The sequence below is a fragment of the Streptomyces sp. NPDC050164 genome (genome assembly GCF_044459945.1).
Classification (GTDB): domain Bacteria; phylum Actinomycetota; class Actinomycetes; order Streptomycetales; family Streptomycetaceae; genus Streptomyces; species Streptomyces coeruleorubidus_A.
Window position 1 is genome coordinate 276,450 of the sequence record NZ_JBITJK010000001.1, and the last position, 12,860, is coordinate 289,309.

Here is a 12,860-nt window from a genome sequence, read left to right on the forward strand (position 1 = left end):
CGGTCGGCAACCCCCGGGCCAAGACCCGGTGATGGCTTGGGCACGGGCGCATAACAAGGTGGACAGAAGGGGTTTTCAGGCAGGTCTACGCGCGTTAATCTGCGGCGAAACCAGCGCCGCAGCCGAACCGTCCGGCGCTTGTGCAAGCTTGTACGACAGGAGCACCCACACATGCGCCGGATTTCCCGGATCGCGGTCGCAGGCGCAGCGACCGCCTCCCTGGCCCTCGCCCTCGCCGCCTGCGGCAGCACCTCGACCTCCGGGTCGTCGGACTCGAAGGGGAACAAGGGTCTCGCCATCGCGTACGACGTCGGCGGCAAGGGCGACCAGTCCTTCAACGACGCCGCGTACGCGGGTCTGGAGCAGGCGCAGAAGGAGTTCGGCTACGAGACGGCCGACGTGGAGCCCACCGAGGGCGAGACGGACGCCGACAAGGAGCAGCGCCTGGCCTCGCTGGCCAAGCAGGGTTACAACCCGGTCATCGGCGTCGGCTACGCGTACGCCTCGGCCGTCAAGGGCGCCGCGGAGAAGTTCCCGAAGACCACCTTCGGCATCGTCGACGACGCCACGATCAACACCAAGAACGTCGCCGACCTCGTCTTCAGCGAGGAGCAGGCCTCGTACCTGGCCGGTGTCGCCGCCGCCAAGAGCACCAAGTCGAACATCGTCGGCTTCGTCGGCGGCGTGGACATCCCGCTGATCCACAAGTTCCAGGCGGGCTTCGAGCAGGGCGTCAAGGACACGAACCCGAAGGTCAAGGTCCTCTCCCAGTACCTGACCCAGACGGCCGAGGAGGGCGGTTTCTCCAGCCCCGACAAGGGCAAGACGGCCGCCGAGGGCCAGATCGAGAAGAAGGCCGACGTGGTCTACGCGGCCGCCGGTCTGTCCGGCCAGGGAGTGATCGAGGCCGCCGCCGCCAAGAAGGTGTGGGCCATCGGTGTGGACTCCGACCAGTACAAGCAGGCCGCCCTTGCCAAGTACAAGGACTTCATCCTCACCTCGGCGATGAAGGACGTCGCCAAGGCGGTGTACAACCTGGCGAAGTCGGTCGAGGACGGCAAGCCCGAGACCGGTATCGTTCGTGGCGATCTGAAGACCGGCGAGGTGAGCCTGTCGGACTCCAACCCGAAGTTCGCGGACGACGCCGAGCTCCAGGAAGCCATCAAGACGGCCAAGGAGAAGATCATCAGCGGCGAGATCAAGGTCAAGAGCAGCTGACGACCGACTGCTGAGCAGGCAGTAACCCCGGGGTTACGTCCGCTCAACGGGGTACGGGGAGGCTGCTCCTCGTACCCCGTTGTCGCGGTGCGTCGGCCCCTTTGTATGCCGTAGGGGCGCTACGCGCGTAGACGACCCCCGTCCCCAGGAGAGTGCGCCATCAACGCGTCCAGCAGCCCTCCGGCCGGAGCGGCGGTCCAGGAATCGGTGACCGCCGTCGAGCTCGCCGGGATCACGAAGCGTTTCCCGGGCGTCGTGGCCAACCACGACATCCACCTCAGCGTCCGCAAGGGCACCGTGCACGCCCTCGTCGGCGAGAACGGCGCCGGCAAGTCGACACTGATGAAGATCCTCTACGGCATGCAGAAGCCGGACGAGGGCACCATCGCCGTCGACGGCGAGCAGGTCGGCTTCTCCTCGCCGGCCGACGCCATCGCCCGCGGCATCGGCATGGTCCACCAGCACTTCATGCTCGCCGACAACCTCACGGTCCTGGAGAACGTCGTGCTCGGCAGCGAGAAGCTGTACGGCATCGGCGCCAAGGCCCGCCGCAAGATCAAGGAGCTCTCCGAGCGCTACGGCCTCGGTGTCGAGCCCGACCTCCTGGTCGAGGAGCTCGGCGTCGCCGCCCGCCAGCGCGTGGAGATCCTCAAGGTCCTCTACCGCGGCGCCCGCATCCTCATCCTGGACGAGCCGACCGCCGTGCTCGTGCCGCAGGAGGTCGACGCCCTCTTCGTCAACCTGCGCGAACTGCGCTCCGAGGGCCTGTCGGTCATCTTCATCTCGCACAAGCTCGGCGAGGTGCTCTCCGTCGCCGACGAGATCACCGTCATCCGCCGCGGCACCACCGTCGGCACGGCCGTCCCCGCCGAGACCACCTCGCGCCAGCTCGCGGAGATGATGGTCGGCAGCGAACTGCCCACGCCCGAGACGGCCGAGTCCACGGTCACCGACCGCCCGGTCATCAGCGTCGACAAGCTGCGCCTGGCGGCCCCCGGCGGCAAGGCCCTCCTCGACGACATCAGCTTCACCATCCACGCGGGCGAGGTCCTCGGCATCGCGGGCGTCGAGGGCAACGGCCAGACCGAGCTGGTCGACGCGCTCATCGGCCTCAGGCACGCCGACTCCGGCACCATCCGGCTCGCCGACGAGGAGATCACCGCCTGGCCCACCCGCAGGCGCCGCGAGCAGGGCATCGGCTACATCCCCGAGGACCGCCACCGTCACGGTCTGCTCCTGGAGGCCCCCCTCTGGGAGAACCGCATCCTCGGCCACGTCACCGAGAAGCCCCTGGCCAAGGGCGTCTGGCTGGACCCGAAGGCGGCCCAGGAGGACACCCGCCGGATCGTCACGGAGTACGACGTCCGCACCCCCGGCATCGACGTCACCGCCGCCTCCCTGTCCGGCGGCAACCAGCAGAAGCTGATCGTCGGCCGCGAGATGAGCCACAAGCCGCGCTTCCTGATCGCCGCCCACCCCACCCGGGGCGTGGACGTCGGCGCCCAGGCCGCCATCTGGGACCACATCCGCGAGGCCCGCCGCGAGGGCCTGGCCGTGCTGCTGATCTCCGCCGACCTGGACGAGCTCATCGGCCTGTCCGACACGCTGCGCGTGATCTACAACGGCAAGCTGGTCGCGGACGCCGACCCGGCCACCATCACCCCCGAGGAGCTCGGCTCGGCCATGACCGGTGCCGCCACCGGGCACCTCGAGCACGAAGAGACCCCCGAGATCTCGAAGGCCGACGCCCCCGAGTCTCCGGAAGACGAGGCCCGCTGATGAAGAAGTTCGACAGGGAGCGCGTGCTCCTCGCGGTGGCCGGACCGGTCATCGCGCTCGCCGTGGCCTTCGTCCTGAGCGCGATCGTGCTGGTCGCGTCGGGCAAGAGCCCCGTCGAGCCGTTCGCCCTGATGTTCGAGCAGATCGGCTTCTCGGACATCCAGGTGCTGGTCATCAATCAGGCGTCGATGTACTACATCGCGGCGCTCGCGGTGGCCATCGGTTTCCGGATGAACCTGTTCAACATCGGCGTCGACGGCCAGTACCAGCTCGGCGCGATGCTGGCCGCGATCGTCGGCGCCCACGTCGCCCTGCCGGCCGCCCTCCAGGTCCCGCTGCTGCTCCTGACCGCCGTCCTCACCGGCGCCTTCTGGGCCGGCATCGCCGGTGTCCTCAAGGTCACCCGGGGCGTCAGCGAGGTCGTCGCCACGATCATGCTCAACGCGATCGCCACCTCCGTGATCGCCTACCTGTGGCTGCCGAGCGTCTTCGGTGTGAAGGTCGGCAACAACAACACCACCGGCGAGATGCACGAGTCCGGCTGGATCCCCGGCATCGGCATGGGCGCGGCCGGCGAGATCTACGGCCTGGTGCTGCTCGCCGTCCTGCTCGGCATCGGCTACTGGGTCGTCCTCAACCGCACCCGCTTCGGCTTCGACCTGCGCGCCTCCGGCGCCTCGCAGACCGCCGCCGCGGCCAGCGGCGTGGACCCGGGGCGCATGGTGCTCAGCGCCATGCTGATCTCCGGCGGCATCGCGGGCCTCGCCGGCCTGCCGATCCTGCTCGGCGACACCCACACCTACAGCCTGAACTTCCCCACGGGCATCGGCTTCCTCGGCATCGGCATCGCCCTGCTCGGCCGCAACAGCCCCGTGGGCATCGCCTTCGCCGCCCTGCTGTGGGCCTGGCTCGACAAGGCCTCGCCCGAGCTCGACTTCCACGGCTACGACAAGGAGATCGCGGTCATCATGCAGGGCCTGATCGTGCTCTCGGTCGTCGTCTCCTACGAGGCCGTCCGCGAGTGGGGCCTGCGCCGCCAGCAGCGCCGGGTCGGCGCCGAACTGGCCGCCGGTCACGTCCTCGGCAACAACAACACCACGAAGGAGGTGGCTGGCCGATGACCACCGTGACCGACCTCAACCAGCCCACGCTGCAGCCCGCGGCGCCGACCGGCCGCCGCCTGTCGCTGCCCGTCCTGCTGCTGATCATCGCCGGCGGCCTGGCGCTCACCTCGACCGTCCGCCTCATCACCGGCGCCGACGGCATCACCAACGTCAGCCAGATGTCCACCGCGCTCCAGCTCGCCGTGCCGATCGGCCTCGCCGGTCTCGGCGGCCTGTGGGCCGAGCGCGCGGGCGTGGTCAACATCGGCCTCGAGGGCATGATGATCCTCGGCACCTGGTTCGGCGCCTGGGCCGGCTTCCAGTGGGGCCCGTGGACCGGTGTCCTGGTCGGCATCGCCGGCGGCGCGATCGGCGGCCTGCTGCACGCCTTCGTGACCGTCACCTTCAACGTCAACCACATCGTCTCGGGTGTGGCCATCAACATCCTCGCCCTCGGCGCCACCCGCTACCTCGCGCCCCTCGCCTTCGAGGGCCACACGGGCGGCTCCGCCAAGCAGTCCCCGGCGGTCGACTCCCTCGGCAGCTTCACGGTGCCGGGCCTGTCCGACGCGCTCAGGGACCTCAACAACCAGGGCTGGTTCTTCATCTCCGACATCGCCGGCCTGCTCGGCGGCCTGGTCACCAACGTCTCCTGGCTGACCCTGATCGCCGTCGCGCTGATCCCCGGCACCTGGTGGGTGCTGTGGCGCACCGCGTTCGGCCTGCGGCTGCGCTCCTGCGGCGAGAACCCGGTCGCCGCAGAGTCCCTCGGCGTCAACGTCTACAAGTACAAGTACATCGCCGTGATCATCTCCGGCGGCCTGGCCGGCCTCGGCGGTGTCTTCCTGTCGATCGTCGCCAACCCCTTCTATCTGGAGGGCCAGGTCAGCGGCCGCGGCTTCATCGGCCTCGCGGCGATGATCTTCGGCAACTGGATGCCGGGCGGCCTCGCCCTCGGCGCGGGCCTGTTCGGCTACACCGACAGTCTCAACCTGCGCGGCGGCTCCGCCAACGTCCACGCCCTGCTGCTGCTCGGCGCGCTGCTGCTGGTCATCGGCGCGATCTGGCTGGTCGTCCGCAAGAAGTACGTCCCGGCCGTGGCCACCCTGATCGCCGGCGCCCTGGTGTTCACCTGGTACGCGACCACCGACGAGGTCCCCAACCAGGTCGTCTCCGCCACGCCGTACGTCATCACCCTGGTGGTCCTCGCCCTGTCCGCCCAGCGCCTGCGGATGCCCAGGGCGAACGGCATGCCGTACCGGAAGGGGCAGGGCAAGTGACCGACGCCGGCCCGGACGTCGACTGGGAGAAGCTGCGCGCGGTGGCCCGGGACGCCATGTCCCGGGCGTACGCCCCCTACTCCGGCTACCCGGTCGGCGTGGCGGCCCTGGTCGACGACGGCCGGATCATCTCCGGCTGCAATGTCGAGAACGCCTCGTACGGGCTCGCCCTGTGCGCCGAATGCGGCCTGGTCTCCGAGCTGCACAACACCGGCGGCGGCCGGCTGACGCACTTCACGTGCGTCGACCGGAACGGCGAGTCGCTCGTCCCGTGCGGCCGCTGCCGCCAGCTGCTGTACGAGTTCGGCGGCCCGGACCTGCTGCTGGAGACCCCGGCGGGGATCATGCCGCTGTCGCAGATGCTGCCCCAGGCATTCGGCCCGGGCCACCTCAGCAAGTAACTCCCGTGCGGCCCTCCTGAGTTGCTCACGCGACCGGCTCAGGGGGGCCGTACGGCTTCTGGAACCCTCGGAAGGAAGCCAAGCCATGGCCATGGACGCCATCTCCGTCATCCGCACCAAGCGGGACCGCGGCGAACTCAGCGACGCGCAGATCGACTGGGTCATCGACGCGTACACCCGCGGGGAGGTCGCCGACGAGCAGATGTCCGCGCTCGCCATGGCGATCCTGCTCAACGGCATGAACCGCCGCGAGATCGCCCGCTGGACGGCCGCGATGATCGCCTCCGGCGAGCGCATGGACTTCTCGTCCCTGTCCCGCCCGACCGCCGACAAGCACTCCACGGGCGGCGTCGGCGACAAGATCACGCTCCCGCTGGCCCCTCTGGTGGCCGCCTGCGGCGCGGCGGTCCCGCAGCTGTCGGGCCGCGGCCTCGGCCACACGGGCGGCACGCTGGACAAGCTGGAGTCCATCCCCGGCTGGCGTGCCCTGCTCTCGAACGAGGAGATGCTGTCCGTCCTGGACACCACCGGCGCGGTGATCTGCGCGGCGGGCGACGGCCTGGCCCCGGCCGACAAGAAGCTGTACGCCCTGCGCGACGTCACGGGCACGGTCGAGGCGATCCCGCTGATCGCCTCCTCGATCATGTCGAAGAAGATCGCGGAGGGCACGGGCTCCCTGGTCCTGGACGTGAAGGTCGGCACCGGCGCCTTCATGAAAACCCTGGAGGACGCTCGCGAACTGGCCTCCACGATGGTGGGCCTGGGCACCGACCACGGCGTGAGGACGGTCGCGCTCCTCACGGACATGTCGACCCCGCTCGGCCTGACGGCCGGCAACGCCCTGGAGGTCCGCGAGTCGGTGGAGGTCCTGGCGGGCGGCGGCCCGGCGGACGTCGTCGAGCTGACGATCGCCCTGGCCCGCGAGATGCTGGACGCCGCCGGCGTGAAGGACGCCGACCCGGCGAAGGCCCTGGCCGACGGCTCGGCGATGGACGTCTGGCGCCGCATGATCACGGCCCAGGGCGGTGACCCGGACGCGGCGCTTCCGGTGGCCCGCGAACAGCACGTGATCAAGGCCCCGGCCTCGGGCGTCCTGACCCGCCTCGACGCCTACGGCATCGGCGTCGCCGCCTGGCGCCTGGGCGCGGGCCGCGCGCGCAAGGAGGACCCGGTCCAGGCGGGCGCGGGCGTGGAGATGCACGCGAAGCCGGGCGACACGGTGAGCGAGGGCCAGCCCCTGCTGACTCTGCACACGGACACGCCGGAGCGGTTCGCGTACGCGCTGGAGGCGGTGGCGGGCTCGTACGACATCGCCGCGCCGGGGACGGCCTTCACGGCGTCGCCGGTGGTGCTGGAACGTATCGCCTGACCAGGCGGTTTCCCTTTCGGGTGAACGGGATCGGTGGACCGCCACCGGTCCCGTTCGGCATGCTGGGATCGGTGACGCACCGATTGGAGAACCGCCATGAGCGCACTCACCGTCGACCACTCGACGGCCAGCGGCCACGAGTGGGACGACCTCGTCCGAATCTGGCAGGAGACGGACGCGCCCGAGGGCTGCAAGGTGGAGATCATCGAGAGGATCGTCACCGTGGCGCCACCGCCGTCCAATGCCCACAACGACATCGCCGACCTGGTTCACCGGGCGCTGTACGAGGTCATCCCCAGGCACTGGGGCATCTACCAGACACTGGGTACGGCGGTCCCGTCTCGTGGGGGGCTCTACGTTCCTGATCTCGCAGTTGTCCCCAGGCAGGTTCTGCGTGACGGGGGCGGGAACTTCGTTCCAGCGGCTGCGGCAGAACTCGTCGTCGAGATCACGTCTCAGTCCAATGCGGCCAACGACCGGATCAAGAAGGCCGCAGGATACGCCCAGGCCGGTGTCCCGCTTTACCTGCTCATCGACGGCTGGGCCCCCGGCGGACCCACGATCACGCTGTACGGCGAACCGCAAGGAGACGTCTACCGGGTCCTGCGCGCAGGGAAGTTCGGCGAGCAGGTCGTGTTGCCGGAGCCGTTCAACCTCGCGCTCGACACGGACGAGTTCCCCGCAAGCTGAGGAGCCTCACCCGAGAAGCGCCGCCACCACCACCAGAACCGGCACCGCCAACACCGTCGACAACAAGATCGCCTCTCTCGCCAGCACCTCGCCCACCCGATAACTGCTCGCGTACGTGAACAGGTTCTGCGCCGCCGGAAGCGCCGAAGTCACCACCACGTCGAGCAGCAAGGCCCCGTGGAGGCCGAAGGCGCCCGCTGCGAGGGCCCAGGCGACCAGGGGCTGGACGACCGCCTTGAGGGTCACGGCGAGGAGGACAGGGGCCCTTTCCGCACCGCGCAGCGGGAGCGTGCTGCCGCGCAGGGAGATGCCGAAGGCCAGGAGGACCGCCGGGACCGACATGTTGCCGATGAGGGTCAGGGGATCCATCAGGGGGCCCAGCACCGTGAGGCCCGACGCCGATGTCGCCACGCCGGCCAGGGAGCCCAGGGCTATCGGGTTGCGCAGGGGCGTGAGCAGGCGCTGCCACAGGGGCCGCTTCTCCCCGCCGCTCGCCAGGTCCAGGACCGTCAGCGCCACCGGCGTGACGCCCACCAGCTGGAACAGCAGCACCGGCGCGACCAGTGACGCGTCGCCCAGCACGTACACCGCGATCGGGATGCCGAGGTTCCCCGAGTTGACGTAGCTGGAGCACAGCGCGCCGATCGTCGTCCGGCCCACACCCCAGCCGCGCGCGGCACCCACCGCCACGAAGACACCCGCCGCCGCTGCCGTGCTCATCGCCGTGACCAGCAGCCGGTCGGAGAAGATCACCGACAGGTCGGCCTGGGCGAGGGTCGTGAAGAGCAGGGCGGGAGACGCCACGTGGAAGGCCAGCCTGGTCAGCACCTCGCGCCCGCCGTCGCCCAGATATCCCCGGCGACCGATCAGATAGCCGACCCCGATGACGACCGCGATGACCGCGAAACCGCTCAGCACCCCCTGCACGGCGCCCCCTCACCGGCGACGCGGGCATCGGACAGCGTGGGAGGGGCAGATGCATGGGGCATACAGCCAACCCTCCGGGGAAGGCCGTACCGAGGTCAATGTGATCCTCACGGCGCCGAAAGGACGGACAGCCGCGATGAGTTACCGCCGCCCGCCCGGTCTACCGATCGTGGACGCCATGACACCCCCCGTGCTCGTGCTCCCCGGCCCCGTCGCCCGGGACGAGGTGAGCGGACTGAGCGACGACGTGAGGGCACTGCTGCACGCCAGCCGTGCCCGGGTCGTGGTGTGCGATGTCGGAGGCCTCGGGCCGCCGGGGCTCGCCGCCGTCGACCTGCTCGCACGCCTCCAGCTCGCCGCCCGCCGGGCCGGGGGACGGATACGGCTGCGCGACCCCGACCCGGCCCTACGCGCCCTGCTCGACCTGGTCGGTCTCCGCTTCGAGGTGGAGGGGCAGGTCGAAGAGCGGGAACCAGCGCTGGGTGTCGAGGAAGCAGTGGAACCCGGTGATCCGGCCGTCTGAGATCTCCAGCACCTGGACCGCCCACGGCGTGAAGCCGCCCTTCTCCGGGTCGGGCTTGTACTGCGCGAACCCCGGCAGGCCGTTGACCTGCACGGGCACCAGCCGGGAGCCCGCGCAGGGCGCGCCGAGGGTGGTCATGAAGCCGGTGATGTCGCCGACGCCGGTCAGCCACAGGTCGAACGGCGGCATCGTCATGACCGCGTCCTCGTGCAGCAGGGCCGTCAGCGCCGTCATGTCGTAGCCCTCGAAGGCCGCCACATAGCGGTCGAGCAGCTTCTGCTGGTCCTCGTTCAGCGGGTCGGAGACGGTCGCGTCGGCGCCCGGCTCCTGCCGCTCGGCCAGGGTCGCGCGGGCCCGCTGCAGGGCGCTGTTGACCGACGCCACGGACGTGCCCAGCAGCTCGGCGACCTCGCTGGCCTTCCAGGCCAGCACCTCGCGCAGGATCAGCACGGCCCGCTGCTTGGCCGGCAGCTGCTGCAGGGCGGCCATGAAGGCGAGCCGCACGGACTCCTTGGCTATCGCCGCCTGCGCCGGGTCGTCGGTCGTGGGCAGCACACGGGCGTCCGGCATGGGCTCCAGCCAGGTGTTGTCCGGGCGGGGGGAGAGGGCCGCCTGGGCGAGCGGGGTGGACTCGGTCAGGTCCATGGGCCTGGCGCGCTTGTTGCCCGCGGTCAGCATGTCCAGGCACACGTTGGTCGCGATGCGGTAGAGCCAGGAGCGGAGGCTGGAGCGCCCCTCGAACTTGTCGTAGCTGCGCCAGGCGCGGACCATCGTGTCCTGCACCGCGTCCTCGGCCTCGAAGGAGGAGCCGAGCATCCGGTAGCAGTACCCCGTCAGCTCGGTCCGGTGTGCTTCCAGCCTGGTGTCCAGATCTGTTGGTGTCGCCGTGCCGTTCGTCATCGTCCACCCACCCCTGTGGAATTTCTGTCACGCGCCATCGCGTCCAGCACTTCGGAAGCTACCGCAGCCCACTGACAGCGGCCCTCCGAGTGCACAAAAGCGCAGGCAGGCGCAGTGCTTCACACCAGCTGTTTCACCGACATCAGCAGATGCCGGTGCTCTCCGGCAGGCTCCCGGGGCATCTCCCCGGCTGCCTCGGCGGCCCCGTCGCCCGGCGCCGCGTGCAGCAGCGCCCGCTGCCCCGCACCGAGCAGTTCCAGCCGCACGCGCGGGCTCTCGAAGGACGTCAGCGCGTCCAGCAGATAGGCCGGGTTGAAGGCCACCGGCATCTCGTCGGCGCCGCTCAGCGTGGCCGGCAGCCGCTGGACCGCCACGTCGTCGCCGTAGCCGGCGCGGAGCATGACGGACCCGTCGGACGAGAAGTCCAACCGCACCGGACTGTTCGCCTCCGCCACCACCGCGACCCGCCGCACGGCCTCGGCGAGCCCCTCGCACTCCACCTCGGCGACCGCGGCCCCCGCCATGTCGAACAGTGACTTGTACGTCGGCAGCCGCCCGTCCAGGAGCCGCAGCGCCGTCCGTGTCCGCCCGCCCTCGAAGCCGATCAGCCCGCCGCCGGCGGCCGGGTCCCACCCGATCACTACGTCCCCGCAGCGCCCCAGCGACCGTGCGACATCCAGCAGGCGTCGCGCGGGCAGCAGCGCTTCCACCACACCGTCGGCCGCCGCCCCCGGCTGCCACTGAAGCCGCCGCACGGCGTACCGGTAGCGGTCCGAAGCGGCCAGTGTCATCTCCCCGCCGTCCAGGCGCAGTTGGACGCCCGTCAGCAGCGGCAGCGTGTCGTCGCGCCCGGCCGCGACGGCGACCTGGGCGACGGCCGTCGCGAACGCGGCGGCGTCCACGGTGCCGTACGGCGCGGGCGGCGCCGGCAGCGCCGGGTACTCGGCGAGGGGCAGCGTCGACAGCCCGAACCGCGTACCGCCCGCCTCCACCGCGAACCGCGACGCCTCCAGCGCACAGCTCACCGGCCCGTCCGGCAGCACCCGGCAGACGTCAAGCAGCCGCCGCCCCAGGACGAGCACCCGCCCGGGCACCGCGATCTCGGCGTCTGCCTCGACCCGTACCGCCGCCTCGAAGTCGAACCCCGTCACGGCCAGCCGTCCCGCGTCCGCCTCCAGCAGCAGACCGCCCAGCACCGGCACCGGCGTCCGCGCGGGCAGCGCCCGTACCGCCCGGCCCACGGCCTCGGCGAACGCCGTACGGTCGATGCGGAACTCCATGGAAAATCCCCCTGCTCGAATCCGGTGGTCAGCGGAGGCGGACGTTATCCGCGCCCACTGACAACCGGCCCCGACCAGGGGGAACGGCCCGTCCCCGGGCTCAGGCGGCCGTGGCCAGACGTCGCTGCATCCGTGCCGCCCGCGTCCCGAAGACCGTGATCGTGACGACGCCCAGGACCGCCAGCAGGCCGACCCCGACCGTCCCGGCCCAGCCGCCCGCGTGGAAGGCGATCGCGCCGACCGTGCTGCCCGCGCTGGAGCCGATGTAGTACGCCGACTGGTAGAGCGCCGAGGCCTGTGCGCGGCCGGTCGTGGCCGTCTTGCTGACCGCCGAGGACGCCACCGCGTGGCCCGCGAAGAAGCCCGCCGTGATGAGGACCAGGCCCAGCAGGATCAGCGGGAGGGAGCCGGCCAGGGACAGCAGCAGACCCGCCGCCGTCGTACCGCCGCCCGCGTACAGCGCGCCCCGGCGGCCCAGCCGGCCCACCAGGCGGCCGGCCGTCGACGCCGACACGGTACCGACGAGGTACACCAGGAAGACCGAGCCGATGATGCCCTGCGGCAGCGAGAACGGCGCCTCGGTCAGCCGGTAGCCGATGACCGTGTACACGCCGCCGAACACCGTCATGAACAGCGCGCCGATCGCGTACAGCCGGCACAGCAGCGGGTTGGACAGGTGGTCACGGACCGTCCGGGCCAGCACGCCGGGACGCAGCGAACCCGCCCGGAAGTTCCTCGGTGCCGGAAGCAGCGCCCGGAAGGCCACCGCACACGCCACCGCGAGCGCGCCGACCACACCGACGGCGACCCGCCAGCCCCACTCCTGGGCGACCCAGCCGGTGATGACCCGGCCGCTCATCCCGCCGACGCTGTTGCCCGCGACGAACAGTCCGATCGCGGTGACCAGCGCCTTGGGGCTGACCTCCTCCGCGAGGTACGCCGTCGCCGACGCGGGCAGCCCGGCCAGGGCCGCGCCCTGGAGCGCCCGCAGCACGACCAGGACACCCAGCGACGGGGCGAAGGGCACCAGCAGTCCGACGGTCACCGCCACGGCCAGCGAGGCCGTCATGACCGTACGCCGCCCGAAGCGCTCCGACAGGGCGCTCATCGGCAGGACGAACAGCGCCAGCCCGCCCGTCGCGGCGGCCACCGTCCAGCTCGCGTCGCTCGCCGCCGCCCCGAACTCGCCGGAGATCAGCGGGAGCAGCGCCTGTGTGGAGTACAGCAGCGCGAAGGTGGCGACACCCGCGAGGAAGAGGGCGAGGCTCATCCGGCGGTAGCCGGGCCCGCCCGGGGACATACGTGAGTCGGCGGCAGGGGCAGAGGCATCGGCGCCCACGATCGTGGACGCCCCGGTACTGGCGGGAGACATGCTTCGAACCTACGTACG

General features: G+C 71.0%; 12 protein-coding genes. 8 read left to right on the forward strand and 4 right to left on the reverse strand.

The window, feature by feature from the left end; all coding sequences use genetic code 11:
• Positions 1–171: 171 nt before the first annotated feature.
• The 7 genes from ACIBNA_RS01315 (at position 172) to ACIBNA_RS01345 (ending at position 7,840) form a co-directional block, all read left to right on the forward strand.
• Positions 172–1,218: a BMP family protein gene (locus ACIBNA_RS01315; RefSeq protein WP_399163218.1), complete on the forward strand. Its 1,047-nt coding sequence runs from the start codon at positions 172–174 to the stop codon at positions 1,216–1,218.
• A 207-nt stretch (positions 1,219–1,425) separates the two neighbouring features.
• A complete protein-coding gene (locus ACIBNA_RS01320) occupies positions 1,426–2,997 on the forward strand; it encodes an ABC transporter ATP-binding protein (RefSeq protein ID WP_399163219.1) in 1,572 nt (523 codons plus the stop codon).
• On the forward strand, positions 2,997–4,118 hold the full coding sequence (locus ACIBNA_RS01325; protein WP_399163220.1) for an ABC transporter permease: 1,122 nt from the start codon (positions 2,997–2,999) through the stop codon (positions 4,116–4,118). The genes ACIBNA_RS01320 and ACIBNA_RS01325 overlap by 1 nt, the downstream gene beginning before the upstream one ends.
• Positions 4,115–5,380: an ABC transporter permease gene (locus ACIBNA_RS01330; RefSeq protein ID WP_399163221.1), complete on the forward strand. Its 1,266-nt coding sequence runs from the start codon at positions 4,115–4,117 to the stop codon at positions 5,378–5,380. The genes ACIBNA_RS01325 and ACIBNA_RS01330 overlap by 4 nt, the downstream gene beginning before the upstream one ends.
• A complete protein-coding gene (locus ACIBNA_RS01335) occupies positions 5,377–5,781 on the forward strand; it encodes a cytidine deaminase (protein WP_399163222.1) in 405 nt (134 codons plus the stop codon). Before ACIBNA_RS01330 ends, ACIBNA_RS01335 begins: the two co-directional genes overlap by 4 nt.
• A gap of 91 nt (positions 5,782–5,872) precedes the next feature.
• Positions 5,873–7,150, forward strand: a complete 1,278-nt coding sequence (locus tag ACIBNA_RS01340; protein WP_399163486.1) for a thymidine phosphorylase — start codon at positions 5,873–5,875, stop codon at positions 7,148–7,150.
• Between the two features lie 96 nt (positions 7,151–7,246).
• Positions 7,247–7,840, forward strand: coding sequence for a Uma2 family endonuclease (locus tag ACIBNA_RS01345; protein ID WP_399163223.1), 594 nt, complete (start codon positions 7,247–7,249; stop codon positions 7,838–7,840).
• A gap of 6 nt (positions 7,841–7,846) precedes the next feature.
• Here ACIBNA_RS01345 and ACIBNA_RS01350 read toward each other — a convergent pair whose 3' ends face one another.
• Entirely contained in the window at positions 7,847–8,767 is a 921-nt protein-coding gene (locus tag ACIBNA_RS01350; RefSeq protein ID WP_399163224.1) for an AEC family transporter, read from the reverse strand.
• 136 nt (positions 8,768–8,903) lie between these two features.
• On the opposite strand from ACIBNA_RS01350, the gene ACIBNA_RS01355 reads away from it, so the two are divergent.
• Complete coding sequence (locus ACIBNA_RS01355) at positions 8,904–9,290, forward strand: STAS domain-containing protein (RefSeq protein ID WP_399163225.1); 387 nt, start codon at positions 8,904–8,906, stop codon at positions 9,288–9,290.
• Here ACIBNA_RS01355 and ACIBNA_RS01360 read toward each other — a convergent pair.
• The 3 genes from ACIBNA_RS01360 to ACIBNA_RS01370 form a co-directional block, all read right to left on the reverse strand.
• Positions 9,174–10,190 (reverse strand): sigma-70 family RNA polymerase sigma factor, encoded by a 1,017-nt coding sequence (locus tag ACIBNA_RS01360; RefSeq protein WP_399163226.1) that lies wholly within the window; start codon positions 10,188–10,190, stop codon positions 9,174–9,176. The genes ACIBNA_RS01355 and ACIBNA_RS01360 overlap by 117 nt on opposite strands.
• Before the next feature lie 119 nt (positions 10,191–10,309).
• A complete protein-coding gene (gene dnaN, locus ACIBNA_RS01365) occupies positions 10,310–11,470 on the reverse strand; it encodes a DNA polymerase III subunit beta (RefSeq protein ID WP_399163227.1) in 1,161 nt (386 codons plus the stop codon).
• A 100-nt stretch (positions 11,471–11,570) separates the two neighbouring features.
• Positions 11,571–12,842, reverse strand: coding sequence for an MFS transporter (locus tag ACIBNA_RS01370; protein ID WP_399163228.1), 1,272 nt, complete (start codon positions 12,840–12,842; stop codon positions 11,571–11,573).
• Positions 12,843–12,860 lie beyond the last annotated feature (18 nt).